This window comes from Pseudomonas sp. Sample_14, from assembly GCF_004307515.1.
Taxonomy (GTDB): Bacteria; Pseudomonadota; Gammaproteobacteria; order Pseudomonadales; family Pseudomonadaceae; genus Aquipseudomonas; species Aquipseudomonas atacamensis.
In genome coordinates this window covers 14,418-41,069 of the sequence record NZ_RCOC01000054.1, presented here as the reverse complement: position 1 = coordinate 41,069, position 26,652 = coordinate 14,418, and the positions used below count along the sequence as shown (strand labels likewise).

23 protein-coding genes and 1 pseudogene are annotated in these 26,652 nt (G+C 61.3%); 7 read left to right on the top strand and 17 right to left on the bottom strand.

The genetic code is table 11. The features are described from left to right. Positions 1-251 precede the first annotated feature (251 nt). Positions 252-1,511, top strand: a complete 1,260-nt coding sequence (locus D8U61_RS12130; protein WP_130927004.1) for an OprD family porin — start codon at positions 252-254, stop codon at positions 1,509-1,511. Between the two features lie 292 nt (positions 1,512-1,803). Beyond that, positions 1,804-2,604, top strand: coding sequence for a methyltransferase domain-containing protein (locus D8U61_RS12125; protein ID WP_130927003.1), 801 nt, complete (start codon positions 1,804-1,806; stop codon positions 2,602-2,604). A gap of 132 nt (positions 2,605-2,736) precedes the next feature. Here D8U61_RS12125 and pcaC read toward each other — a convergent pair whose 3' ends face one another. The 11 genes from pcaC to pcaR form a co-directional block, all read right to left on the bottom strand. Next, positions 2,737-3,129 carry a 4-carboxymuconolactone decarboxylase gene (gene pcaC / locus D8U61_RS12120; protein ID WP_024011942.1) on the bottom strand — a complete coding sequence of 131 codons (393 nt, stop codon included), beginning with the start codon at positions 3,127-3,129 and terminating at the stop codon, positions 2,737-2,739. A gap of 10 nt (positions 3,130-3,139) precedes the next feature. Further along, positions 3,140-3,931 (bottom strand): 3-oxoadipate enol-lactonase, encoded by a 792-nt coding sequence (gene pcaD / locus D8U61_RS12115; RefSeq protein ID WP_130927002.1) that lies wholly within the window; start codon positions 3,929-3,931, stop codon positions 3,140-3,142. An 11-nt stretch (positions 3,932-3,942) separates the two neighbouring features. Further along, entirely contained in the window at positions 3,943-5,307 is a 1,365-nt protein-coding gene (locus D8U61_RS12110) for a 3-carboxy-cis,cis-muconate cycloisomerase (protein ID WP_130927001.1), read from the bottom strand. Positions 5,308-5,352: 45 nt separating this feature from the next. Beyond that, positions 5,353-6,648 carry an MFS family transporter gene (locus D8U61_RS12105; protein WP_110645961.1) on the bottom strand — a complete coding sequence of 432 codons (1,296 nt, stop codon included), beginning with the start codon at positions 6,646-6,648 and terminating at the stop codon, positions 5,353-5,355. Between the two features lie 262 nt (positions 6,649-6,910). Continuing rightward, entirely contained in the window at positions 6,911-7,477 is a 567-nt protein-coding gene (pcaG, locus tag D8U61_RS12100; protein WP_071174625.1) for a protocatechuate 3,4-dioxygenase subunit alpha, read from the bottom strand. A 1-nt stretch (position 7,478) separates the two neighbouring features. Beyond that, on the bottom strand, positions 7,479-8,183 hold the full coding sequence (pcaH, locus tag D8U61_RS12095; RefSeq protein WP_016771339.1) for a protocatechuate 3,4-dioxygenase subunit beta: 705 nt from the start codon (positions 8,181-8,183) through the stop codon (positions 7,479-7,481). Positions 8,184-8,219: 36 nt separating this feature from the next. Further along, a complete protein-coding gene (pcaF, locus tag D8U61_RS12090; protein ID WP_177433330.1) occupies positions 8,220-9,425 on the bottom strand; it encodes a 3-oxoadipyl-CoA thiolase in 1,206 nt (401 codons plus the stop codon). Beyond that, positions 9,422-10,201, bottom strand: a complete 780-nt coding sequence (locus D8U61_RS12085) for a CoA-transferase subunit beta (protein WP_016771341.1) — start codon at positions 10,199-10,201, stop codon at positions 9,422-9,424. Before D8U61_RS12085 ends, pcaF begins: the two co-directional genes overlap by 4 nt. After that, positions 10,201-11,058, bottom strand: a complete 858-nt coding sequence (locus D8U61_RS12080) for a CoA transferase subunit A (protein ID WP_130887070.1) — start codon at positions 11,056-11,058, stop codon at positions 10,201-10,203. Before D8U61_RS12080 ends, D8U61_RS12085 begins: the two co-directional genes overlap by 1 nt. Before the next feature lie 274 nt (positions 11,059-11,332). After that, positions 11,333-12,679: an MFS transporter gene (locus D8U61_RS12075; protein WP_130926999.1), complete on the bottom strand. Its 1,347-nt coding sequence runs from the start codon at positions 12,677-12,679 to the stop codon at positions 11,333-11,335. A gap of 293 nt (positions 12,680-12,972) precedes the next feature. Further along, positions 12,973-13,815 carry a pca regulon transcriptional regulator PcaR gene (pcaR, locus tag D8U61_RS12070; RefSeq protein WP_016771343.1) on the bottom strand — a complete coding sequence of 281 codons (843 nt, stop codon included), beginning with the start codon at positions 13,813-13,815 and terminating at the stop codon, positions 12,973-12,975. Positions 13,816-14,445: 630 nt separating this feature from the next. Here pcaR and D8U61_RS12065 point away from each other — a divergent pair. Beyond that, complete coding sequence (locus D8U61_RS12065) at positions 14,446-14,646, top strand: hypothetical protein (protein ID WP_008080067.1); 201 nt, start codon at positions 14,446-14,448, stop codon at positions 14,644-14,646. Between the two features lie 156 nt (positions 14,647-14,802). Here the strand turns inward: D8U61_RS12065 and D8U61_RS27800 are convergent, their stop codons facing one another. Further along, entirely contained in the window at positions 14,803-14,964 is a 162-nt protein-coding gene (locus D8U61_RS27800) for a hypothetical protein (RefSeq protein ID WP_177433329.1), read from the bottom strand. 59 nt (positions 14,965-15,023) lie between these two features. On the opposite strand from D8U61_RS27800, the gene D8U61_RS12060 reads away from it, so the two are divergent. Further along, positions 15,024-16,499: an inorganic phosphate transporter gene (locus tag D8U61_RS12060; RefSeq protein ID WP_016771345.1), complete on the top strand. Its 1,476-nt coding sequence runs from the start codon at positions 15,024-15,026 to the stop codon at positions 16,497-16,499. A gap of 731 nt (positions 16,500-17,230) precedes the next feature. On the opposite strand, the gene ccoM is transcribed toward D8U61_RS12060, so the two are convergent. The 3 genes from ccoM to D8U61_RS12055 form a co-directional block, all read right to left on the bottom strand. Further along, positions 17,231-17,344: a cytochrome c oxidase subunit CcoM gene (gene ccoM / locus D8U61_RS28220; protein WP_016771346.1), complete on the bottom strand. Its 114-nt coding sequence runs from the start codon at positions 17,342-17,344 to the stop codon at positions 17,231-17,233. 154 nt (positions 17,345-17,498) lie between these two features. Further along, the gene (locus D8U61_RS27795; protein ID WP_016771347.1) at positions 17,499-17,660 is read right to left on the bottom strand and encodes a hypothetical protein; all 162 of its coding nucleotides are present in this window, start codon (positions 17,658-17,660) and stop codon (positions 17,499-17,501) included. A 94-nt stretch (positions 17,661-17,754) separates the two neighbouring features. Continuing rightward, entirely contained in the window at positions 17,755-18,096 is a 342-nt protein-coding gene (locus D8U61_RS12055; protein WP_024011931.1) for a hypothetical protein, read from the bottom strand. A 252-nt stretch (positions 18,097-18,348) separates the two neighbouring features. Between D8U61_RS12055 and rapA the strand changes: the two genes are divergently transcribed. Further along, positions 18,349-21,195: an RNA polymerase-associated protein RapA gene (gene rapA / locus D8U61_RS12050; RefSeq protein ID WP_130926998.1), complete on the top strand. Its 2,847-nt coding sequence runs from the start codon at positions 18,349-18,351 to the stop codon at positions 21,193-21,195. 110 nt (positions 21,196-21,305) lie between these two features. Here rapA and D8U61_RS12045 read toward each other — a convergent pair whose 3' ends face one another. After that, positions 21,306-22,655, bottom strand: a complete 1,350-nt coding sequence (locus tag D8U61_RS12045) for an MFS transporter (protein ID WP_073475856.1) — start codon at positions 22,653-22,655, stop codon at positions 21,306-21,308. 301 nt (positions 22,656-22,956) lie between these two features. Here D8U61_RS12045 and D8U61_RS12040 point away from each other — a divergent pair, with 301 nt between their 5' ends. Together D8U61_RS12040 and D8U61_RS12035 are read left to right on the top strand one after the other, a co-directional pair. After that, positions 22,957-23,325 (top strand): YkgJ family cysteine cluster protein, encoded by a 369-nt coding sequence (locus tag D8U61_RS12040; RefSeq protein WP_130926997.1) that lies wholly within the window; start codon positions 22,957-22,959, stop codon positions 23,323-23,325. Between the two features lie 150 nt (positions 23,326-23,475). Further along, positions 23,476-25,759 (top strand): annotated as a pseudogene (locus D8U61_RS12035) (EAL domain-containing protein). On the opposite strand, the gene D8U61_RS12030 reads toward D8U61_RS12035, so the two are convergent. After that, complete coding sequence (locus D8U61_RS12030; RefSeq protein WP_177433328.1) at positions 25,650-26,546, bottom strand: NAD(P)-dependent oxidoreductase; 897 nt, start codon at positions 26,544-26,546, stop codon at positions 25,650-25,652. The pseudogene D8U61_RS12035 and the gene D8U61_RS12030 overlap by 110 nt on opposite strands. Positions 26,547-26,652 lie beyond the last annotated feature (106 nt).

Sequence of the window (26,652 nt, the reverse complement as noted above, 5' to 3'; positions counted from 1 at the left end):
CAATAACCGGCTGAATCTTGCGTTCGATAACCGCCCAAAACCCGCTTTCAGCAATTGAACCCGAACACACAGGCCCTTCACCATTCGAACCAGAAAACCAATAACAACAAGGTTCGACACCATGCTCCAGCGCCCTGCCCCGCCCGGCTGACCGCCACCGCTGCATCTCAGACCTGCATCACGTTGCCTGCGCCGCACCCGCCTCGACAGCGCACCCGTTCGCCCTAAAAAAACAAGAGAGACCCAAGTCCATGACAGTTTTCCCTGTGCCCTACGCATTGCCCGCTGTGATCGCCCTGGCCATCGCCGGTCTGGCACTGCCAGCCAGCGCCGAAGAAGGCGGCTTCGTTGAAGGCGCCAAGGTCAACCTCAACCTGCGCAACTTCTACATCAACCGCAACTTCACCAACCCGACCAAGGCCCAAGGCAAAGCTGAAGAGTGGACGCAGAGTTTCATCCTCGACGCCAAATCCGGCTTCACCCAAGGCACCGTCGGTTTCGGCATGGACGTACTCGGGCTGTATTCGATCAAGCTCGATGGCGGTAAGGGCACGGGCGGCACGCAGTTGTTGCCGCTGGACCATGACGGGCGCCCGGCGGACAACTTCGGCCGCACCAACGTCGCGTTCAAGGCCAGACTTTCGCAGACCGAGGTCAAGGTCGGCGAGTGGATGCCGGTGCTGCCGATTCTGCGTTCGGACGACGGTCGCTCGCTGCCGCAAACCTTCCGTGGCGGCCAGATCACCTCGAAGGAAATCGCCGGCCTGACCCTCTATGGCGGCCAGTTCCGCGCCAACAGCCCGCGCGACGACAGCAGCATGAGCGACATGTCGATGACCGGCAAAGCCGCGTTCACCTCTGATCGTTTCAACTTCCAGGGCGGCGAATACCTGTTCAACGACAAGCGCACACAGATCGGCCTGTGGAACGCGCAACTCAAGGACATCTACAGCCAGCAGTACCTCAATGTGCTGCACAGTCAGCCGCTCGGCGACTGGACGCTGGGCGCCAACCTCGGTTTTTTCTACGGCAAGGAAGATGGCAGCGCGCGTGCCGGCGATCTGGACAACAAGACCTGGTACGGCATGTTTTCGGCCAAGTACGGCGGCAACACGTTCTACCTCGGCTTGCAGAAATTGACCGGCGACAGCGCGTGGATGCGGGTCAACGGCACCAGTGGCGGCACGCTGGCCAACGACAGCTACAACGCCAGTTATGACAACGCTCAGGAACGCTCCTGGCAGCTGCGCCACGACTACAACTTCGCCGCCATGGGCATCCCCGGCCTGACCCTGATGAACCGCTACATCAGCGGCGACAACGTGCACACCGGGACGATCACCGACGGCAAGGAATGGGGTCGCGAATCGGAACTCGGTTACACGGTGCAGAGCGGCACGTTGAAGGATCTGAACGTCAGATGGCGCAACTCGACCATGCGCCGCGACTTCAGCAACAACGAGTTCGATGAAAATCGCCTGATCGTCAGCTACCCGATCAGCCTTCTCTAACCACACATGCCCCACTGTGGGAGCGAGCCTGCTCGCGAAAGCGCAGCTTCAGTCGACATCTCTGTCGAATATGAAATGGCCTTCGCGAGCAGGCTCGCTCCCACATTTGATTCCCATCACAGATGCATGCCATTGGTCAGGCCATGTAGCGCTTTTGCGGGCGACAGTTACAGTGAGCAAACCTGAAGGACTCAGGTGCTCCAACCCTTCACGCTTCCGTTTCGTAGTCGGTCTCCAGCTGTGCACCAGGTTGTCATCGGAAGACACCATTTGATCACCGGAGGATCACCTCATGATCACGCGCCGCACCACCGATTGGGACGCCAAGGCGTACCAACAGTTTTCCCGTCTCAGACAACGTCCGGTCAACGAATTGCTCGACCGTATCGAACTGCAACCCCCCCAACGCATTTACGATCTGGGCTGCGGCACCGGCATCGCTACGCAGTTGCTGGCCAAGCGTTGGCCGCGTGCGCGATTGCAGGGCATCGACAGCTCGGCGCAGATGCTCGACGAGGCCCGAGGCCTGCCGATCAAGGCCTTGTGGAAACAATCTGATCTGCTGGACTGGCAGCCTGAGCAACCGGCGGATCTGTTGTTCGCCGCCGCTGTGCTGCATTTTCTCGATGACCACGAAACCTTGCTGCCGCGCCTGCTCGGCTATTTGAATCCTGGCGGCTGCCTCGCAGCGCACATGCCGGATTGGCGCGATGCGTTGTGGTATCGGTTGATGCTGCAAACGTTGGAAGACGCCGGCCCCGGGGGCGCACCATTGGGCACGCCGGAACTGCGCCGGCGCATGGCCGTGCGGCCGCTACTGACGCTGGAGGACTACTACCGTCTGCTCGCGCCAATGACCGCGTCGCTGGACATTTGGGAGACCGAACAACTGCAAGTGGTCGACGGCAAATCGCCGGTGTATGACTGGATCAAGGTCTCGGCGTTAAGACCAGTAATGCAGGCGCTGGATTCAGCGCAGCAGGCGCGATTCATCTATCACTACCTGATGCGGGTGCATGAGCATTATCCGCAAGAGGAGGATGGGCGTACGTTGTTTGCGTTCAAGCGGATATTCATTGTCGCCAGGGTTTGAGTGCATGTGCTGATTAACACATCACGGCGTCTGCCGCTTTCGCGAGCAAGCTCGCTCCCACATTTGTTTTGTGATCGACACAACTCCAATGTGGGAGCGAGCTTGCTCGCGAAGGCGTAATTTCGGGCGCCATCAATCCCGGGATTCGACTCCTAGCTCGTCCCACACCGACTCCGCCAAATGAAACGTCGCATTTGCCGCCGGAATCCCGCAGTAGATTGCGCTCTGCATGATCACTTCCTTGATCTCGCCACGGCTGACGCCGTTGTTGGCTGCCGCGCGCAAGTGCAGTTTCAGTTCGCCCTCGCGGTTCATGCCGATCAGCATGGCGATGGTGATCAGGCTGCGGGTGTGCCGGGGCAGGCCCGGGCGGGTCCAGATGTCGCCCCAGGCGTGGCGGGTGATCATCTCCTGGAATTCCGAGTTGAACTCGGTCAGCGTGGTCAGGCTGCGATCGACGTGGGCATCGCCCAGCACCGCGCGGCGGACTTGCATGCCTTCGTCGTAACGTTGTTTCTCGTCCACAAATTCTTCCTCACTGAGCCTGCAGAAACGCCAGCACACGGTCGCTGAAATCGGCGCCGGCCTGCACGTTGGACAAATGCGCCGCATGAAACTCGGCGTACTCGGCGCCGCGCACTTGGTCGCGAATGAAATGCCCGCCGGACGGCGGCGTCACCGCATCTTCGCTGCCGGCAATCACCAGCAACGGCACGTTGATCGAAGCCAGTTGTTCACGAAAATCAGCATCGCGCACGGCCGCGCAGTTGGCCGCATAGCCTTGTGGATTGGTCGCGGCGAGCATGTCGGTAATCTTCTTCGCCGCCTCCGGATGCGCTGCGGAAAAGTCCGGGGTGAACCAGCGCGCAATCGAGGCATCACGCAGTGCGACCATCGCCGCCGGGCCGTCGCGCAATACGGTTTCGATGCGTGGATTCCATACCGACGGATCGCCAATTTTCGCCGCCGTGTTGCACACGATCAGTTTGTGCAGACGATGCCCGGCATTGATCCCCAGCCACTGACCGATCAGCCCGCCCATCGACAGTCCGCAAAAATGCGCGCGCTCGATATGCAGCGCATCGAGCAGACCGAGCACGTCGCGACCGAGTTGTTCGATGCTGTACGGCCCCTCGGTGACCAGCGATTGCCCATGGCCGCGCGTGTCGAAACGCAGCACGCGCAAATGCTCGGTGAACGCCGGCATTTGCGCGTCCCACATGTGCAGGTCGGTGCCCAGCGAGTTGGACAGCACCAGCACCGGCGCCTCCGCCGGGCCCTCAATTTCATAGTGCAGTTCGCCATCGGCGAGTTGAACGAAAGCCACAGCCCTCTCCTTCAGACAGTCAAAGCGTTGTGTTCAGCCACCGCGCGCTCGACCCAGACTTGCGCCTGGCCGAGGTAATGCGCGGGGTTCAGAAGATCATCGAGTTCAGCGCCACTGAGTTCGGCGGTGACTTGCGGCTCGTCAGCCAGCACCGCACGCAGATGGCGTTGCTCGGCCACGGCGCGTTTGCAGCATTGTTCGAGCAGGTGATGCGCGGTGTCGCGGCCGACGCGTTGGGCAAGGACGATGCTCACCGCTTCGGCCAGCACCAGGCCTTGGGTCAGTTCGAGGTTGCGGGCCATGCGCGCCGCGTCGACTTCCAGACCGTCGGCCAGCAAGCGCGCCTGTTGCAGCGAACCGGACACCAGGCAGCAGATCTCCGGCAGGGTTTCCCATTCGGCATGCCACAAACCGAGGCTGCGTTCATGTTCCTGCGGCATCGCGCTGAACAGCGTCGACACCAGCCCCGGCACCCGCGTGGCCGCGCCGATCAGCACCGCCGCGCCAACCGGGTTGCGCTTGTGCGGCATGGTCGACGACCCGCCTTTGCCCGGTGCCGCAGGCTCGAATACTTCCGCTGCTTCGGTCTGCATCAACAGGCTGATGTCGCGGCCGAATTTGCCGAGGCTCCCGGCGATCAGGCCAAGCACGGCGCCGAATTCAACGATGCGGTCACGCTGGGTGTGCCACGGTTGCTCGGGCAGGGTCAGTTGCAGCTCTTCGGCCAATGCTTTGGCGATCGGCAACGCCTGTTCACCCAGCGCCGCGAGGGTGCCGGAGGCGCCACCGAATTGCAGCACCAGCAGACGCGGTTTCAGTTGTTGCAGACGCTGACGGCTGCGCGTGACGGCGCCCAGCCATCCGGCGATTTTCATACCGAGGGTCACGGGCGTGGCGTGTTGCAGCCAGGTGCGCCCGGCCAGTGGCGTGGTGGCGAAACGTTGTGCCTGAGTGGCGAGCGAGTCGGCCAGTTGCGCCAGTTGGTCTTCGATCAGCGCCAGCGCCTGGCGCAATTGCAGGACCAGCCCGGAATCCATCACGTCCTGACTGGTCGCGCCCAGATGCACATAGCGCTCGGCTTCGGCATCGCTCGAAGCGATCTGCTTGCCCAAAGCCTTGACCAGTGGAATCGCCGAATTGCCGGCCGTGGCAATCGCCTCGCCCAGCGCTGCGAAGTCATACAGACTGGCGTCGCATGCTGCGGCAATCGGTGCCACGGCCGATGAAGGAATCAGCCCGACCCGCGCCTCGGCCCGGGCCAGCGCCGCTTCGAAATCGAGCATCGCCTGCATCCGGCCCTGATCGCAGAACACTTCGCGCATATCGCGGGCGGTGAAGTAGGCATCGAACAATTGATTGCCCGGTCGCTGAGTCATAAACAGTCCTTGCCGGCGCGGGCCTCGCAGCCCGCGCACATGGGTTTACAGATCGTGGTGCAGATACTTCGCCTGCTTCGGCAAACGCAGGCTGAACAGGAAAGCCACCGCCATCATCGCCGTGACGTACCAGTAGAAGGCGTTTTCCATGCCGCCGGCTTTGAGACTCAGGGCAACGAATTCTGCCGAGCCGCCGAAGATTGCATTGGCCACCGCGTAAGCCAGGCCGACACCGAGGGCGCGCACTTCCGGCGGGAACATCTCGGCTTTTACCAGACCGCTGATCGAGGTGTAGAAGCTGACGATCGCCAGCGCCAGGGTGATCAGCACGAAGGCGAGGAACGGGCTGCTGATGCTTTTCAGGCTGAGCAGAATCGGCACGGTGAACAGCGTGCCGAGGGCGCCGAACCAGAGCATCGAATTACGCCGGCCGATCTTGTCGGCGAGCATGCCGAACAACGGCTGCATGCACATATACAGGAACAGCGCGCCGGTCATGATGTAGCTGGCGGTCTTGGCGTGCATCCCGGCGGTGTTTACCAGGTATTTCTGCATGTAGGTGGTGAAGGTATAGAAAATCAGCGAGCCGCCAGCGGTGTAGCCGAGCACGGTGATGAACGCCGCTTTGTGATCGCGAAACAGTGCAGTGATGCTGCCGGCGTCTTTGTGCGCGCGGGTTTCCTTGTTGGTGGTTTCCTTCAGCGAGCGACGCAGGAACAGCGAAATCAGCGCCGCCACCGCACCGACCACGAATGGAATCCGCCAGCCGTAGGCACGCAGGTCTTCTTCAGTGAGGAACTGTTGCAGCACCACCACCAACGACACCGCCAGCAGTTGTCCGCCAATCAGCGTCACGTACTGGAACGAGGCGAAGAAACCGCGCTGGCCCTTGAGCGCAACTTCGCTCATGTAGGTCGCGGTGGTGCCGTACTCGCCGCCCACCGACAGACCTTGCAGCAAACGCGCGAACAGCAACAGCAGCGGCGCCCAGACGCCGATGTCCTTGTAGGTCGGCAGGCAGGCAATCAGCAGCGAGCCGAAGCACATCATCAAAATCGAGATGAGCATCGAGTTCTTGCGCCCGTGCTTGTCAGCGACCCGGCCGAAGATCCAGCCACCAATCGGCCGCATCAGGAACCCGGCGGCGAACACGCCAGCGGTGTTGACCAGTTGCACGGTGGGGTTATCGGAAGGGAAAAACGCCGGGGCGAAATAGATCGCGCAGAAGGCGTAGACGTAGAAGTCGAACCACTCGACTAGATTGCCGGAGGAAGCGCCGACGATGGCAAAGATGCGCTTGCTGCGCTCTTCGCCGGTGTAGTGGGAGGTGGTGGTTGTCATTGTTTTTTCACTCGATAGGGACAGTCACAGTCTAGACATACTTTGCAACAGTCCCGTTCCACATTGGATCATCACCCGCGTCTGGATCAGCCTTTGTGGCGAGGGGATTTATCCCCGCTCGAGTGCGAAGCACTCGCAAATCAGATACACGCGGTTCATCTGAATACCGCGCCGACTGGTTTTTGGGGCTGCTTCACAGCCCAGCGGGGATAAATCCCCTCACCACAGGGACTCTGTCCTACAGGGGATTTGGGGTGTTCTCTCAATAATCGAAGAACACCGTCTCGGCATCGGTGCCCTGCAGAACCACATTCCACTGGTACACACCCGACGCATCCGCCTTGGCCAGCAACGTCTGGCGACGCTCCGCCGGCACGCACTCGAGCAACGGGTCAGCAACGTTCGCCGGTTCGCCCTCGAAATAAATCCGCGTCAGCAAATGCTTGACCAGACCACGAGCAAACACCAGCACCACCAGATGCGGCGCCTGAGTCGAGCCTTTCAACCCCGGCACGGTGCCCGGTTTGATCGTGGTGAAACGGAAGCGCCCTTCGGCGTCCACCGGCACCCGGCCGAAGCCTTCGAAATTCGGGTCGAGCGGTTTGTCCTGATGATCTTCCGGGTGGTCGTACTTGCCGGCGGCATTGGCCTGCCAGACTTCGAGCATGGCGTCGTTGACGACATCGCCATTGCCGTCCACCACCTGGCCGGTGATCGCCACGCGCTCGCCGAGGGTCAGCTCGTTGGCCAGGGTTTCGCGGTTCAGCCAGGTCAGGCCAATGTGGTAATACGGCCCGACGGTGTGGGACGTGGTCGCATAGAGCGTCATCTTATTTCTCCATCGGCGTGGCTTCACGGCCGCGCAGCACGATGTCCCAGCGGTAACCGAGGGCGTAGGACGGAATGGTTTTTTCCAGATCGAAAGCAGCGATCAGGCGTTCCTTGGCCGAAGTGTCCGGCACGCAGTTGTAGATCGGGTCATACGCCAGCAGCGGATCACCAGGGAAGTACATCTGCGTGACCAGACGCGTAAGAATGCTCGGCCCGAACAGGGAAAAGTGGATGTGCGCCGGGCGCCAGGCGTTGTGGTGGTTGCCCCACGGATAGGCGCCGGGCTTGATGGTCTGGAACTGATACCAGCCGTCGGCATCGGTGACGGTGCGGCCGGTGCCGGTGAAGTTCGGGTCCAGCGGCGCGTCGTGCAGGTCGCGGGCATGGTTGTAGCGGCCGGCGGCATTGGCCTGCCAGATCTCCACCAGAATCCCCGGCACCGGCAGGCCGTCTTCGTCGAGCACGCGGCCGTGAATGATGATGCGCTCGCCCAACGGCTCGCCGTCGTGCTGTGCGGTCAGGTCATTGTCCTTCTCGGCAACGTGTTCGGCGCCGATGGTCGGCCCGGTGATTTCCGAGAGTGAATGGGGCAGGTACACCAAAGGCTTGGACGGCGAGCGCAGGTTGGTGGATTGATACGTCGGGTGCAGGTAGTCAGGCTGAGTGCCTGCCTGTGGGCGACGGTAACCAGGCTTGTCAGTCATTTCGCTTTCCTCAGTTCTTGTAAGTGCCGCAGTGCGTCAGACACGTTCGATGGCCAGGGCCAGACCCTGGCCGACACCGACGCACATGGTCGCCAGACCTTTCTTGCCGCCAGTCTTTTCCAGATGATGCAGGGCGGTCAGCACCAGCCGCGCACCGCTCATACCCAACGGATGACCGAGGGCAATCGCCCCGCCATTCGGGTTGACCTGCGGCGCATCGTCGGCAAGGCCCAACTCGCGCAATACCGCGAGACCCTGGCTGGCAAACGCTTCGTTGAGTTCGATCACGTCGAAATCGCTGACCGCGACGCCAAGGCGCTCGGTCAGTTTACGCACCGCCGGCACCGGGCCGATGCCCATCACCCGTGGTGCGACGCCGGCGCTGGCCATGCCGAGCACTTTTGCGCGGGCGGTCAGGCCGTGTTTTTTCACCGCTTCGGCTGACGCCAGAATCAGCGCAGCAGCACCATCGTTGACCCCGGAGGCATTGCCGGCGGTGACGGTTTTGTCCGCGCCGTTGACCGGTTTCAGCTTGGCCAGTGCTTCGATCGTGGTGTCGGCGCGCGGATGTTCGTCTTGGCTGACCACGGTTTCGCCCTTTTTGTGGGCGATGCGCACTTCGACGATTTCTTCAGCGAAGTAACCGGCGGCTTGAGCGGCGGCGGTACGTTGCTGACTGCGCAAGGCAAAGGCGTCCTGATCTTCGCGCGAAACCTTGTAGTCGTCGGCAACGTTGTCAGCGGTCTGCGGCATGGCATCGACACCGTACTGCGCCTTCATCAGCGGGTTGATGAAACGCCAGCCGATGGTGGTGTCTTCCAGTTTCATGTTGCGCGAGAACGCCGCGTCGGCCTTGCCCATCACGAACGGTGCGCGGGACATCGACTCGACGCCGCCGGCAATCGCCAGCTCCATCTCGCCGCTGGCGATCGCACGGAACGCAGTACCGATCGCGTCCATGCCCGAAGCGCAGAGGCGATTGAGCGTAACGCCGGGCACGCTGTCCGGCAGACCGGCGAGCAGCAATGCCATGCGCGCAACGTTGCGGTTGTCTTCGCCGGCTTGGTTGGCGCAGCCGAGAAACACCTCATCGACGGCGTTCCAGTCCACCGATGGATTGCGCTCCATCAGGGCCTTGATCGGCACGGCGGCGAGGTCATCGGCGCGCACGGCAGACAGTGCGCCGCCGAAACGGCCGATGGGGGTGCGAATTGCGTCGCAGATATACACGTCACGCATCATGCTTCTCCCGGTGCCTGACCGTGGGCGGCAGCGGTGCGCGCTTCAAGATCACGCAGCGCCGTCAGCTCGACTTCGGTCGGCTCAGCGGTGGTTTCAACGGAGTCGGCAAAACGGATCGCCCAACCGGTGGCGGCGACCACTTGCTCGCGGGTCACGCCCGGATGCAGCGCAGTGACCACGAATTCGTGGGTACCCTCCTCCGGTTCCATGATGCACAGGTCGGTGATGATGCCCACCGGCCCGGCGCCCGGCAGGCCGAGACGTTTACGCGAATCGCCACCTTCGCCGTGACCGACCGAGGTGATGAAATCGAGCTTGTCGACAAACGAACGCGCCGACTGTTTAAGGATGATCAGCACGCTTTTCGCCGAACCGGCAATCTCCGGCGCGCCACCGGCACCCGGCAGACGCACTTTCGGCGCGTGGTAGTCGCCGACCACGGTGGTGTTGATGTTGCCGAAACGGTCGACCTGCGCGGCGCCGAGGAAACCGACGTCGATGCGCCCGCCCTGCAGCCAGTAGCGAAAAATTTCACCGGTCGGCACCACCGTGTCGGCGGTCTCGGCCAGCTCACCGTCACCGATGGACAGCGGCAGTACGCTCGGCTTGGCGCCAATCGGGCCGGATTCGTAGATCAGCACCACGTCCGGCGATGAAGTCAGGCGCGCGAGGTTGGCGGCTTTCGATGGCAGGCCGATGCCGACGAAACATACCGAGCCGTTCTTCAGGCGCCGGGCCGCCGCGACGGTCATCATTTCATTGGTGGTGTAAGTCATTACTTGGCCTCCGAAGCAGCGGCCAATTTGGCCTGGAATTCGCTGAAGTCAGCGCAGCCATGGATGTATTCGTTGATCCACGCGGTAAACGTCTCACGGTCGCGAGCGATCGGGTCCCACGCCTGATAGAAACGATTGTCACGCTCGGTGTAACCGTGGGCGTAGGACGGATGCGCGCCACCCGGCACGTGGCAGACCGCGCTCAAGGCCCAGGTCGGCAGCACGCAAGCGTTCATCGGTGCGTTGAGGTCGTCGACGATTTCTTCCACGGTGACGATGCAGCGCTTGGCCGCCAGCGCGGCTTCTTTCTGCACACCGAGAATGCCCCAGAGCAACACGTTGCCTTTGCGGTCGGCTTTCTGCGCGTGAATCACGGTGACGTCCGGGCGTACCGATGGCACTGCCGCCAGCACTTCGCCGGTGAACGGGCAGGTCACGGTTTTGATCAGCGGATTGACCTTCGGCAGGTCGGAGCCGGCGTAGGCACGCAGCACCGCGAACGGCAGGCCGGACGCGCCGGCAACGTAGGCGTTGGCGAGGTCGGCGTGGCTGTGTTCTTCAATTTCCAGCGCGTGCGGCCATTTTTTCTCGACCGCGTCACGCAGGCGGTGCAGCGAGCCCACACCCGGGTTGCCGCCCCAGGAGAAAATCAGTTTGCGCGCGCAACCGGCGCCGATCAGTTGGTCGTAGATCAGGTCAGGCGTCATCCGCACCAGCGTCAGATCTTTCTTGCCTTGACGAATGATTTCATGACCCGCTGCCGTAGGGATCAGGTGAGTGAAGCCTTCGAGGGCGACGGTATCGCCATCGTTGACGAATTGCTTCACCGCGTCGTGCAGCGAAAGGATCTCAGCCATGGAGCGGGCTCCTGTTCTTGTAAGGAATCGCCAGTGATAAAAAGGCGCGAGGTTCAGCGCCGGAGTCACTGAAGATTAAGCTCGGGAAATTCGCCAAACAATCCGATAATCGACTGAGTGTTCGTTTATCGAACGGATTGTTGCTTCCCTAATGATCGTTCCCACGCTCCGCGTGGGAATGCTGCCGGGGACGCTCCGCGTCCCTGTACAGCCGAACGCAGAGCCTCCGTTGAGGCATTCCCACGCGGAGCGTGGGAACGATCATGGGTCTGCCTCAGGTCGCATCCGCATGACTGACCATGTCCTTGATCAGCACCGCCGCCGTCGCCAAACCGGCCGGAATCACCAGTGCGGTCAGCACTTGCTCGAAATTCCAGCCCAGGCCAAGCAAGGTTGCGCCCATCCACGCGCCGAGGATCGCGCCGAAGCGGCCGATGCCCAGCATCCACGACACCCCGGTCGCACGGCCCTGAGTCGGGTAGAAGCGTGCCGCCAATGACGGCATCGCCGATTGCGCGCCGTTGACGCACATGCCCGCCACCAGTACCAGCGTCGCCAGCAAGGTGATGTTGCCCAGGCTTTGTCCCACGGCGTAGGCAAACACCCCGGCCAGCAGGTAGAAAACGCCGATGACCTTGTGCGGATTGAAGCGATCCATCGCCCAGCCCACGCCGACCGCGCTCAACACGCCGCCAAACTGGAACAACGCACCGATGAACGCGGCCTGCTCCATGCTCGCGCCGCTGTCGCGCATCAGCGTCGGCAGCCAACTGGTCAGCAGGTACACAATCACCAGGCCCATGAAATAGGTCAGCCATAACAGCAGCGTGCCGGTGCTGTAAGTGCCGGAGAAGATCACCGCAAAGACATTGCGCGCCTTCACGGTCTTCTGTTCCGGCACGCTGAAGCTCGCAGCCTGGGCAACGGTAACCGGGTCGATCGGCGCGAGGGTCTTGCGTACTTTGTCGGTGCCACGGTTGCGCACCACCAGGTAGCGCGCCGATTCCGGCAGCCAGAACACCAATACCACGGCGAGGATCAGCGGCAGGATCCCGCCGATCATCAGCAGAGCATGCCAGCCGAACGCCGGGATCAGCTTCGCGGAGATGAAACCGCCGCCGGCCATGCCGAGGTTGAAGCCGCAGAACATGCTGGTCACCAGCAGCGACTTCTTGCGCTCGGGTGTGTATTCCGAGAGCAGCGTCGTCGCGTTGGGCATGCCCGCGCCGAGACCGAGACCGGTCAGAAAGCGCAACACCAGCAGTTGTTCGACGTTGGTGCTGTACGCCGAGGCCAGGCTGAAGCCGCCGAACAGAATCACCGCACCGACGAGGACAACCTTGCGCCCGAAGCGGTCAGCCAACGGGCCGGAGCCGAGCGCGCCGAAGACCATACCAATCAGCGCGGCACTCATTACCGGGCCGAGGCTGGCGCGGTCGATGCCCCAGTCTTGCGACAGCGCCGGGGCGATGAAGCCCATGGCGGCGGTGTCGAGGCCGTCGAGAAATACGATCAGGAAACACAGGATCACCACCCGCCACTGATAGCGCGAGATCGGTTGGGCGTTGATGAAGGTCTGCACATCGAGGCAGTTACCCACAGCGGACTGAGGCTGGTTCATTATTTTTATTCCACGCAAAAAACGCAGTCGAACGGCGGCCGGCCAAAGGAAGGCACGGTCACAAGAATAGAAGGTTGTAATCAGGCGTTGCGGTGAACCCGGCAACAACGGGTGGGATACAGACAGTCGGGGAGCGAGCGCATGGTGAGTTGCCTCTTGTCATTATTATGGGGTCGACAGTCCGGCGAGCTCATTCACATCAGCGCCGGATGACGCTGCCGCGACATTAATGATCCGAGGGTTTTAGCGTCAATTCGATAAACGCAACACTGTGCGTTTATCGAACAGCTTCCTCAGGCGAACAACTGCGCACTGAGGTCGCGACTGGCGCTGAGCAGGCCCGGCAAGAAGCGCTGCTCCAGCTCGGCGCGACTGACCCGCCCGGCGTGGGTGCTGACATTCAGCGCGGCGACCACTTGCCCGGAGGCGTCGTACACCGGCACAGCGATCGAGCGCAGGCCCTGTTCCAGTTCCTGATCGACAATGCACCAGCCCTGCTGCCGCACCTGCTGCAAACATTCGAGCAACGCGTCGGGGGTATGAATGGTGCGGCTGGTCTTGGCCACCAGTTCGGCGTGGTCGAGGTATTCGCCCAGGGAGGTGTCGTCCAGCGCGGCCAACAGAATGCGCCCCATCGACGTGCAATAGGCAGGGAGACGCCCGCCGACGGAAAGGTCGACCGAGATCAATCGCTGAGTGGTCGCCGAACGCGCGATATAGAGAATGTCATCGCCCTCCAGCGTCGCCATGTTGCAGGCCTCGTGCAGTTGCTCGCTCATGCGATCCAGATACGGTTGGGCGGAGACGGCCAGCGGTGTCGAGGACAGATAGGCGTGGCCGAGGGTCAGCACTTTCGGCAGCAGCGAATAGGTGCGGCCGTCGGTGGTGGCGTAGCCGAGCTTGATCAGCGTGTGCAGGCAACGGCGCACGGCGGCGCGAGGGATTTCAGTGCGATGACTTATCTGCGCGATGGTCAGGTGGCGTTTGCGTTCCTGAAACGCCTGCACCACGGCCAGACCACGGGCCAGGGACGTCATGAAATCCGGATCACCGGTCAGCGCCTGAATGCGCTTGGCCGGCGAGGCGACAATGGGCGGCGCCACCGAGGTGAAGGAGTTGCGCATTTGATCGTTCATTTCTTGTCCTTGTCCGGCACGCATCGATGCCTAGTCAAACGGCTCGCCGCGCGATGCACAAGCACCGGGGCGCCAACATTGGGCGATTATCGAACCGCCGACCGATAATCGCAATCCAGCCCCCGCTCTCCTCTTCATCCTTGAGGCAGCTTTAGCGATTCTGCTCGCAACTTAGTTGTTCCAGTTAATGGCGCCAAAAACAGAACGCCGGTTCTATAACGCTGTCTTTACACTTAACTAGCGGCAAAAGTTGCCAGCAACAAAACCATCACACATTCAGAACCGTTTTTAACTTGGCAAAGATAGTCATTCCCGAATCGGCCGCTATAATGCACCCTAGTCGCGGCGCTTTAATCAAAAGCCCGCGACTTGCTGAAACGAGGTCCTTCGTCTCAGCTCCGGCCAGCGCCCGGCGCCCATCACACATGCAACGCCAGCGCTCGCTGAAACAGGAAACTGATGCTGCGTCAGTTTTTATCTGGTGCCGTAGCCGCCTGTAACACGGAAGTCTTGATCGCCTCTGCAATGTCTCCGCGCCCGATCGGGCTGTGGATGACTGTCGGGCTCGCTCTATTGACTCGTTGCAGTGTGTTTCACCGGATATTCAATTCAACTCATACAGGTAGCACCGTGACAAAAGACGAACTGCGCGCGGAACTAGAGCGCCAGGAACAACGTTACAAGGAAGTTTACGGCGGGGAAGTCACCACCTACGCCGCTCAGCCGGAACCGGAACGCAAGGCATGGCGCAAGCGCCCTACCGTTCAGGATCAGGTGTTCAAGCAGGAAATCGAAAAGATCGAAAAGGAACTCAAAGCCGAAGAGCCATGAGCCATGAGCCACGGCGGTTGAGCATTCGAAAGTCGGCGTCCGCCTGAGCCACAGCGCGGTGGAAGACGACACCTCGCGCGCCCGCTATCCGCGGGCAGCGGCTGCATCGCTGTTCTGCGGCTTATGAACGAGCGTCCCACAGGTTTCAGAGATATTTCAGACAAGCGTTTGAGCCTTTGCGATGTCTGAAAAAACGGCTCGAAAATCTAGTTTATTCAATAAAATCAAGTAGTTGAAAAACCCTGCGTGCTGCTTGGTTTTCACGCCCTGCAACAAATTAAATCGAAGAAGGGTGTGACCAGTGAGCAGACGGGGCATCGATTTCCTGTCTTTTCTGGCATAATCGCGCCCCCTTACGACCGGGTCAGAAAACCTTCATGATCGATTTATTCAGCGGACTGGATGCTTGGGTGCTTGTGAGCCTCTTGCTCGCCCTGACGTTTGTCCTCGCCTTCGAGTTCATCAATGGATTTCATGACACCGCTAACGCGGTAGCCACTGTTATCTACACCAAAGCCATGCCGCCACACCTGGCGGTGTTCTTTTCCGGTGTGTTCAATTTCCTCGGCGTGCTGCTGGGCGGCGTTGGCGTGGCGTATGCCATCGTCCACTTGCTGCCGGTTGAGCTGCTGATCAATGTGAACACCGGCCATGGCCTGGCGATGGTGTTCTCGTTGCTCGCCGCGGCAATCGCCTGGAACCTGGGTACCTGGTACTTCGGTATCCCGGCTTCCAGCTCGCACACCCTGATCGGCTCGATCCTCGGTGTCGGCCTGGCCAACGCGCTGATCAACGACATTCCGTTGAGAGATGGCGTGAACTGGCAGAAAGCGATCGACATCGGCGCCTCGCTGGTGTTCTCGCCGATGGCCGGCTTCCTCATCGCCGCGCTGGTGCTGATCGGCCTGAAATGGTGGCGCCCGCTGTCGAAGATGCACAAGACGCCGGAACAGCGCCGCAAGATCGACGACAAAAAGCACCCACCGTTCTGGAACCGTCTGGTCCTGGTGATCTCGGCCATGGCCGTGAGCTTCGTGCACGGTTCCAACGACGGCCAGAAAGGCATTGGCCTGATCATGCTGGTGCTGATCGGTATCGTCCCGGCACAGTTCGTACTCGACCTGAACAGCACCACCTACCAGATCGAACGCACCCGCGACGCGACCCTGCACCTGAGCCAGTTCTACCAGCGCAACGCCGATTCGCTGGGTGAGTTCCTGGCCCTGGGCAAGAGCGTGGAAGGCGACCTGCCGGAGAAATTCCGCTGCAACCCGCAGCAGACCGAACCGACCATCACCGCCCTGCTGCACACTCTCAAAGGTGTAGCGGACTATCATTCGCTGTCGTCGGACAGCCGCATCGAAGTGCGTCGCTACCTGCTCTGCCTGGACGACACGGCGAAGAAAGTCGGCAAGCTGCCTGGCCTGGAAGCCCGTGAAAAGGCTGACCTCGACAAGCTGCGCAAAGACCTGACCACCACCACTGAATACGCCCCGTTCTGGGTGATTCTGGCGGTCGCCCTGGCACTGGGCCTGGGCACCATGGTCGGCTGGAAGCGCGTAGTGCTGACCATTGGCGAGAAGATCGGCAAGCAGGGCATGACCTATTCCCAGGGCATGTCGGCGCAGATCACCACCGCCAGTTTGATCGGCATGGCCAACATTTTCAGCCTGCCGGTGTCGACCACTCACGTGTTGTCTTCGGGTGTGGCCGGGACCATGGTTGCCAATAAAAGCGGCCTGCAGGGTGGCACGGTCAAGACCATTTTGCTGGCCTGGGTGTTGACCTTGCCAGCGACCGTGGCGCTGTCGGCCGGATTGTTCTGGTTGGCTTCGAAGGCTTTGGGTAGTTGATCGTTAGCTGTTGATTGGAAAAGGCGTGATTCGTGAGGATCACGCCTTTTTTGTTATTGGGGCTAAGAAGTCTGCCGAAGGGGCAAAAGATCAAAAGCCAAAGCAAAAGCCAGATCAAGAGCCCCTCACCCTAGCCCTCTCCCGGAGGGAGAGGGAACTGACCGAGGTGTTTGAGCGAGTTACGTCGATGTGAAAGTCCGAGTTGAACTCAGGATTTGAAAAGCACACAAATCAGCTCCCTCTCCTCGGGGAGAGGGCTGGGGTGAGGGGCAGCAACAATGCAAATCAAAAGCCGAACACCCACGCTTTTCACCACTCAATAGGCCGAGTGTCAGCTCGCCTGCTCTTGATCTTGATCCACCGGCGACGTCGGAAGGCTGAGTGGAGGGATTGATCCGGGCGTGGGAGCGCAGCGACCGTCTGGCGCAGCCAGACACAGCGGAAGGAGGTGCAGCGAAGCAAACCGGAGCCGCTGCGCCCGGATCAGTCCCGGAGCGAAGGGACCCGAGCCTGCGAGGGCCGAACGCAGGAGCTAGCGTTTTGGTTACTTTTTGGCGTCTGAAAAAGTGACTCGCCGTAAGGGCGAAACCGCCAGCCGCCACACCCGAAGCAACGGATATTCACCCAAAACCCCAACAGCCTGGTCGGCCAAAAGGCCGCCAAGGCACAAAAAAAAGGGGCAACCGAAGTCGCCCCAAAATGCCTTGCGTGCCCATCAAATCCAGAAGAACTCACTTGCGCCGCTTATGCGCATCCTTCCAGATAAAAAATCCAAACCCTGCAAAAAACAGCACCATGAGCCCCACCGTGAGAACCCCGGCAAACACCACGTTATCGAAAAACATGACTGACCTCCCGGCCCTGCTTTGCTTTGCTTTGTTGCGATGGACTCAAATTAACAAACACACAGGCGCACATATTGACCAGGATCAATATCCGCAACGTTGGGAAATAAAGGAGGGGAAATAACTGATCTGCATCAACCAATGCAGCGGGAGATCAACGCTTTTTCGGCTTGTTCTTCGACTTTTTCTTGGCTTTTCCCAACGGCATCGCCTGCTCGAAAGCCTGGCGCACTTCGTTCAGGCGCTTTTCGTTGAGGTCATGCACACGCTTGGCGCGTTCAGTGCTGAGGTCGATCAGTTTGTCGTCTTGGCTCATGGCGTCCGGCACATCGCAGAAGAGATCACAGCTGCCGTCACCGGCAGGATTGCGCCAATCATGCCGCTTGGCGCAGGCGCTGACCAGTCACTGCTCAAATCTCGATATCGACCCACAGCCCCTGACGCGGCTGATCGTCTATCAACGGCACCACCGGCACGGTGTTGTCGGCGTTCAACTCGGTACCCGGCACGGCCAGATGCTCTTCAGGATCCTCATCCGCCTCACGGCGTCGGCGGTCACGTTCCTGCTGACGACGCTGTTCTTCGCGCGCCAGCAGACGATCCTCTTCCGGATCACGCTTCTGCAGATCGATCGTGCTTTCGTTGGAGCTTTCCTGCACCGGCACCACTGGCGGGATGTCCGGCCGCTGGCGGATCGGATCCTGCTGGGAAGTGATCGGCACGGCGCTCAAGGGGAGCATCGGTGGCAACATATAAAGGTCTCCTGTCTGCAGGCTATCGGCTGGGGTGCAGGCGCCTTGAGCCGCCTGTCGCAAACTTGTGATGCGCTTGGCACCTGTTGGAGCTGCCGAAGGCTGCGATCTCTTATGGGACAACGCAAAATCGAAGTGTTCCCACAGATCAAAAGATCGCAGCCTGCGGCAGCTCCTACCCCAGTATTTCTTTGGCCTCAGGGTCGCATTCCGTTAAGATAGCCCGCTTTTTCAAGGTGGGAGTCAGGCAGCATGGCGCAGCAGTATCAACCGGGGCAACGCTGGATCAGTGACAGCGAAGCAGAGCTTGGTTTAGGCACCGTTCTGGCACAGGACGGCCGCTTGCTGACCGTGCTTTACCCGGCCACTGGCGAAACCCGCCAGTACGCGCTACGGAATGCGCCCCTGACCCGCGTGCGGTTCTCGCCGGGCGACTCCATCACCCATTTCGAAGGCTGGAAGATGACCGTGCAGCAGGTCGACGACGTCGACGGGCTGATGGTCTATCACGGCCTCAACGGGCAGAACGAAGTCGTCACGCTGCCGGAAACCCAGCTGTCGAACTTCATTCAGTTCCGTCTGGCCAGCGACCGCCTGTTCGCCGGGCAGATCGACCCGCTGCCGTGGTTCTCCCTGCGCTACAACACTCTTGAACACACCAGCCGCCAGTTGCAGTCCTCGCTGTGGGGCCTGGGTGGCGTGCGTGCGCAACCGATCGCGCACCAGTTGCACATCGCCCGCGAAGTCGCCGACCGTATCGCCCCGCGCGTATTGCTGGCGGACGAAGTGGGTCTGGGTAAAACCATCGAAGCCGGTCTGGTGATCCATCGCCAACTGCTCTCGGGCCGCGCCAACCGCGTGCTGATCCTGGTCCCGGAAAACCTCCAGCATCAGTGGCTGGTGGAGATGCGCCGCCGTTTCAATCTGCAGGTCGCGCTGTTCGACGAAGAACGCTTTATCGAAAGCGATGCCACCAACCCGTTCGAAGACACGCAACTGGCGCTGGTCGCGCTGGAGTGGCTGGTCGATGACGAGAAGGCACAGGACGCCTTGTTCGCTGCCGGTTGGGACCTGATGGTGGTCGACGAAGCGCACCACCTGGTCTGGCATGAAGACAAGGCCAGCGCGGAATATTCGCTGGTCGAGCAACTGGCCGAAGTCATCCCCGGCGTGCTGCTGCTCACCGCCACCCCGGAACAACTCGGTCAGGACAGCCACTTCGCCCGTCTGCGCCTGCTCGACCCGAACCGTTTCCACGACCTGGCCGCGTTCCGCGCCGAGAGCGACAACTATCGCCCGGTCGCCGAAGCGGTGCAGGAACTGCTCGACAAGGGCCGTCTCTCCGCCGAAGCGCACAAGACCATTCACGGTTTCCTCGGCAACGAAGGCGAAGCCCTGCTCACCGCCGTCAACGATGGCGATACTGAAGCCAGCGCCCGCCTCGTGCGTGAACTGCTCGATCGCCACGGCACCGGCCGCGTGCTGTTCCGCAACACCCGCGCCGCCGTGCAGGGTTTCCCGGAGCGCAAACTACACCCGTACCCGCTGCCGTGCCCCGACGAATACCTCGAACTGCCGCTGGGCGAACACGCCGAGCTGTACCCGGAAGTCAGCTTCCAGGCGCAGCCGGAAGCCAGTGAAGAAGAGCGCTGGTGGAAATTCGATCCGCGCGTCGAGTGGCTGATCGATCAGCTGAAAATGCTCAAGCGCACCAAAGTGCTGGTGATCTGCGCCCACGCCGAAACCGCGATGGACCTGGAAGACGCGTTGCGCGTGCGTTCCGGCATCCCGGCCACGGTGTTCCACGAAGGCATGAACATCCTCGAGCGTGATCGCGCCGCCGCCTACTTCGCTGATGAAGAGTTCGGCGCGCAAGTGCTGATCTGCTCGGAAATCGGCAGTGAAGGTCGCAACTTCCAGTTCGCTCACCACCTGGTGCTGTTCGATCTGCCGTCGCACCCGGACCTGCTCGAGCAGCGCATCGGCCGTCTCGACCGGATCGGCCAGAAGCACATCATCGAACTGCACGTGCCGTACCTGGAAACCAGCCCGCAAGAGCGCCTGTTCCAGTGGTACCACGAAGCGCTCAACGCCTTCCTCAATACCTGCCCGACCGGCAACGCCTTGCAGCATCAGTTCGGCCCGCGCCTACTGCCGCTGCTCGAAGAAGCCGATGACGGCGAGTGGCAAACGCTGATCGACGAAGCACGGGCCGAGCGTGAGCGTCTCGAAGCCGAGCTGCACACCGGCCGCGACCGTTTGCTGGAATTGAATTCCGGCGGCGCTGGCGAAGGTGAAGCGCTGGTAGAAGCGATCCTCGAGCAGGACGACCAGTTCGCCCTGCCGATCTACATGGAAACCCTGTTCGACGCCTTCGGCATCGACAGCGAAGACCATTCGGAAAACGCTCTGATCCTCAAGCCGAGCGAGAAGATGCTCGACGCCAGTTTCCCGCTGGGCGACGACGAAGGCGTGACCATCACCTACGACCGCAATCAGGCGCTGTCGCGCGAAGACATGCAGTTCATCACTTGGGAACACCCGATGGTGCAGGGCGGCATGGATCTGGTGCTGTCCGGCTCGATGGGCAACACCGCCGTCGCGCTGATCAAGAACAAGGCGTTGAAGCCGGGCACCGTGTTGCTCGAATTGCTGTACGTCAGCGAAGTGGTCGCACCGCGCTCGCTGCAACTGGGTCGCTACCTGCCACCGGCGGCGCTGCGTTGCCTGCTCGATGCCAATGGTAATGACCTGTCGCCACGGGTGTCGTTCGAAACCCTCAACGATCAGCTGGAAAGCGTGCCGCGTGCCAGCGCCAACAAGTTCATCCAGGCCCAGCGCGATCAGTTGACGCCACGGATCAACGCTGGCGAAGAAAAGATCGCCCCGCGTCACGCCGAGCGTGTGGCCGAAGCGCGCCGTCGTCTGGCCGCCGACACCGACGAAGAACTGGCGCGCCTGACCGCGTTGCAAGCGGTCAACCCGACCGTGCGCGACAGCGAACTGCAGGCATTGCGCACTCAGCGTGAGCAGGGTCTGGCGATGCTCGACAAAGCGGCGCTGCGTCTGGAAGCGATTCGGGTGCTGGTGGCGGGCTAACCGCCCCGCTTCACCGCTGAAAACCAAGAGGCCCGCAGTGATGCGGGCCGATCGTTCCCACGCTCTGCGTGGGAACGATCATGTGGGAGCGAGCCTGCTCGCGAAAACGGTCAGGCAGTCGCCGCAGAAATTTCTGGCTCAACCACCGCCACCAATCCCTCCTTCATCCGCTGCGCATCGCGAACAAAACACCGCGATGCCAGAAACAGAAAGACCATCGTCAGGAACAGCGCCACCGGGATCAGGTACATCGCGTCATGCAGGCCGACAGCCTTGAACGCTTCGGTCATCTGCTCAGCCCCCGCCGCCAGCATCGCCGTATGCGCGAAATGATCCGACAGACCACCCACGACCACTGGCCCCAACCCGCCGCCGAGCAGATACAGACCGGCGAAAAACAACGCCATCGCCGTGGCCCGCAGGCGTGGTTCGACGACATCCTGAATCGCCGTGTACACGCAGGTATAGAAGTTGTAGGCGAATAGCCAGCCGACGCTGAACACCGCGACGAACACACCGATCTCGATGCGCCCGGCATGCAGCGCCCAGGCTGTGCACAACGTCGAAATGATCAGACTGAACGCGGCAAACAGCAGCCGCCCACTGGCGAAACGCTGATGAATCTTGTCGGCAATCCAGCCGCCGAGGGTCAGCCCGACCAATCCCGTCACGCCAACGATGACACCGGTGGCCACCGCCGCCTCCTGCAACGGCATGAGGAAATAGCGTTGCAGCATCGGCACCAGAAACGAGTTACAGGCATAGGTCGCGAAGTTGAAGCACAGTCCGGCCATGACCAGCCACAGGAAGGTCGGCACGGCGAGGACGCGGCGGATCGGTTTGTCGACTTTCTCTTGGGAGACCTGCACGGTTTCCGCTGCGCCGCGTTTCGGCTCTTTGATGAAGAACATGAACACCGCGAGGATCAGCCCCGGCACGGCGGCGATGAAGAACGGCGCACGCCAGCTGTCGAACGCCTTGACCATCGCGCCGATGGTGAAGAACGCCAGCAGCAGCCCCAGCGGCAGGCCAAGCATGAAAATACCCATCGCCCGCGCCCGACGGTGCGCCGGAAACAGATCGCCGATCAGCGAGTTGGCCGCTGGTGCGTAACTGGCTTCGCCGATGCCGATGCCCATGCGCACGATGAGGAAACTCCAGAAACTGCCGACCATGCCGTTGACCGCAGTCAGCGCACTCCAGGTCGCCAGGCCCCAGCCCATCAGTTTGCTGCGTGAACCGGTGTCGGCCATGCGCCCCAGTGGCAGGCCGGCAATCGCGTAAACGATGGTGAACGCGGTGCCGATGATGCCCAGCTGGAAGTCGCTGAGGTGCCATTCCATGCGGATCGGTTCGATGATGATCGCCGGGATGGTGCGGTCGAAGAAATTGAACAGGTTGGCGAGGAACAGCAGGAACAGAATGCGCCAGGCATTCGCCGCTTGGGTCGAGTTCTGCATGGGTCCGTCTCTTTATTGTTATGAGGGCTTCACTGCCAGCGCGTCGAGCCCGGAACCTGCAATCTAGTCAGCCGCGCGGGGACTGTCTGTCATCATTCGTCAGCCTGATATCGACCCATCGCACTGTAACGAAACGTAAGCGCTTGATAAGTCTGGAATCCCCCGCCATACGGGGCTTTCGTGGCAAAATCCAGCGACAAAAAAATAGTTTCGCGCCCCCCTTCCCAACGCCATGGCAAAGCCTAGAATGGCCGCCGGATCCGTCCGGATCTTCCGATCAACCCCTTTGATACCCCCGCCCATGTCCGAAGCCAGTCCGTGTCTGAATTGCGGTGCCTGCTGTTCCCACTTTCGCGTGTCTTTTTTCTGGGGTGAGTGCTCATCCGCTGGCGGGACGGTGCCCGATGAACTGGTCGCGCAGATCACTCCGAGCCGGGTGGCAATGATCGGCACCGATCGCAAACCGGCGCGTTGCATGTCGCTGGCGGGTGAGGTCGGCAGCGCTGTGGCCTGCACGATCTATGACAAGCGCTCGAGCACCTGCCGCGAGTTCGAGGCGTCGTGGGAGAACGGCGAGCACAACCCGGACTGCGACAAGGCCCGCGCCGCCCACGGCCTGCCACCGTTGTCGCCACACTGGAACGATCTGCCGCTGGAGCGCATTGCCTGAGCCTTAGCGCGAATCGCTATGAGGCTAATGGCAAAATCATTACCACCAATATGCCACTACGGCTTGCAGCCGGAAAACCGCCTCTATACTGCTTTCATTCGCCTGCGTTGATTGACGCACGGGCCAGATGAATCCGAGACGGGGCATGCTATGGAGTGGCTTGGTTTGCAGTTTGTTGCCGAGCTGCCGGCGAGCGGGCAGATTCTCCTCGATTGCAGCCACAACCCTTTGTTGGTGATGGTGGCCTATCTGGTCGCCTGCGCGGCGAGCTTCGCCACCCTGGACATGGCAGAGCGCCTGGTGCATGCCGAAGATCCGGGGTCGCGGCGAATCTGGCGCTGGATCGGCGCGACCTGCCTGGCCGGCGGCATCTGGGCCATGCACTTCATCGGCATGCTGGCCTTCCAGACCCCCATCGATATTCAGTACGACCTCGGCATTACCCTCTTGTCGTTGCTGATCGCCCTGCTCGCCTCTTGGCTGGCCATGCACACTCTCAGTGAGGTGCAGCCGAGCGCGTTGCATTGCCTCAAGACCGCATGTGTCATCGGTTTGGGCATCGCTGGCATGCATTACGTCGGCATGGCCGCGATGAGGTCGAGCGCCACCGCCTACTACCAGCCGGGGCTGTTCGCGCTGTCGGTGCTGATTGCCATCGGCGCCAGTTTCGCCGCGCTGTGGGTGGCGCGCTATCTCAGCGAAGGCAGCGGCGTCGCGCATCAATTGCTCAAGTACAGCGCGGCGCTGATTCTCGGCGCTGGCATCATCAGCATGCACTTCACCGGCATGGCTGCGCTGGATCTGGTGCTTCCCGAAGGTGCCCTGGCAGCGAGCGGCAGTGAAACCGGGCATTTGCAACTGGGCCTGACCGTGGCGCTGATCATCCTGTTGATCCTCGGCAGTGCGATCAGCGCCGCCCTCGCCGACAAAAAGCTGCAGAACAAGGAAAAACGACCTGCGCCGGGTCAACGCCCTGCTCAGCCAACTCGATCAGGCGCGCATGTCTTTGCAGCAAGCGGCCAATTACGACGCGCTGACCAACCTGATCAACCGCCGTGGTTTCAACCAGATGTTCGCCGAGAAACTCAGCCAGAAAACCAGCGAGGGCGGCATGCTCGCGGTGATGTTTCTCGACATCGACCACTTCAAGCGCATCAACGACAGCCTCGGCCATGACGCCGGTGACGCGCTGCTCAAAGTCATCGCCCAGCACATCAAGAGCTCGGTACGCAGCCATGAAGACGTGGTCGCGCGGTTCGGCGGCGACGAGTTCTGCATCCTCATCAGCCTGCGTGACCGCGAAGAGGCGCGCGGCATGGCGCAGCGCATCATGCACAAGATGAAAGAGCCGATCGAACTGGCCGGCCGGCGCATGGTGATGACCACCAGCATCGGCATCAGCCTGTTTCCCGAAGACGGCACCACTTGCGAAGAGCTGCTCAAGCACGCCGACCTGGCCTTGTACCAATCCAAAGGCGCCGGGCGCAACGGTCTGCACTTCTTCAATTCCAGCCTGAAGACCCGCGCCAGTTTCGAGCTGCAACTGGAAGAAGAACTGCGCAGTGCGCTACGGCAAGACAACGCGCTGATGCTCTACTACCAGCCGATCTTCGAAGTGAAAACCGGACGCGTGACCAAGCTCGAGGCGCTGATTCGCTGGCAGCATCCGGTTCACGGTTTGCTCACACCGGATCGCTTCATCGGTATCGCCGAGAACAACGGTCTGATCGCCGAACTGGACAACTGGGTGCTGCGCCGCGCCTGCAAGGATCTTGGCGAGCTGTCGCGGCATGGTTGTGCCGAATTGAAAATCGCCTGGAACTGCTCGCCGCTGAATCTGGCGCGCGAAGAGCTGGCCGAGGAGATTGAGCACGCCTTGCACACGGCGGGCGTTGCCCCGGAACGCCTGGAACTGGAGGTCACCGAAAACGCCTTGATGGGCAATATCGCCGACACTTTGGTGCTGCTGCGGCAGATCCGCGCCCTCGGTGTGTCGCTGTCGATCGATGATTTCGGCACCGGCTATTCGTCGCTGGCCTACCTCAAGCGTCTGCCGCTGAACACCCTGAAAATCGACCGCTCGTTCATCCTCGACATCCCCACCGCCACGGCGGACATGGAGATCGTCCAGGCGATCATCGTCATGGCTCACACCCTGCATCTGCAGGTGGTCACCGAGGGCGTCGAGAGCCTGGAGCAATACGAGTTTCTCGAGCGTTCGGGCTGCGACTTCATTCAGGGTTATCTGCTCAGCCGCCCGGTGCCGCTGGACGAATTGCGCGCGGTGCTCGATGAAATCAACCAGCGCAAACCCGTCCTGGGGGTCAATCCGTTGAGTCTGGCGCGCGATACATTTGCACCAGAGTCGCTGGATCCTTCGCTAAAAAGCCTTGCGCCCCATGCAGGCGCATCAATTGTGCGGCCAATCCGCTGATTGGCGTCGCCGAGCCCTGCTCGCGGGAAAATTTCACCGCCGTGTCGAGATCCTTGAGCAGCGTGCGCACGTGCCACTTGATCGGTTCGAAACGGCTCTCGGCCATTTGCGGGGCAAGGATTTGCAAGGGCTTGGAATCGGCAAAGCCACCGGCCAGCGCCTCGGCGATCAGACTGGCATCGACCCCCGCCTGCTCGGCCAGCGCCACCACTTCGGCAATCACCAGTGCATTGCACGCGACGATCATCTGGTTACAGGCCTTGGTCACCTGGCCGGCACCGACGCCGCCCATATGCGTGACGCGCTGACCGAGGCTGAGCAGCACCGGGCGCACGCGCTCAAGATCTGCCGCTGCACCACCGACCATGATCGCCAGACTGCCAGCCTCGGCGCCGGCCACACCGCCGGACACCGGGGAGTCAAGCCAGCCCATGCCGCTTTTCTCGGCCAGCGCTGCGGCCATTTCGCGAGTGGCGGTCGGTTCAAGACTTGAGAAATCCACCAATAGCTGACCGTTTTTCGCACCTTCGGCAATGCCGCCAGCGCCAAACACCACCTCTCGGACCACCGCCGTGTCTGCCAGACACAGCATCACCACGTCGGCGTGTATGCACAGGTCAGCCGGGCTCGATACCTGGCGGGCGCCGGCCGCAACCAGCGGTGCACACTTGTCCGGGTTGCGGTTCCACACTGTCAGCGGGTAACCCGCCGCCAGCAGACGCCGGCACATCGGCAGGCCCATCAGGCCGATTCCGGCAAACCCCAACGAAGGTAGCGTTGACATCATTTCGCCTCTTTTCGATTAAAGATCACCGAATCATGGCCGATTCATCAACGATCAGGAAAGGATTCCGCCCGGCGATCAGACCAGCCAGCACTACGACGCCCGGGCC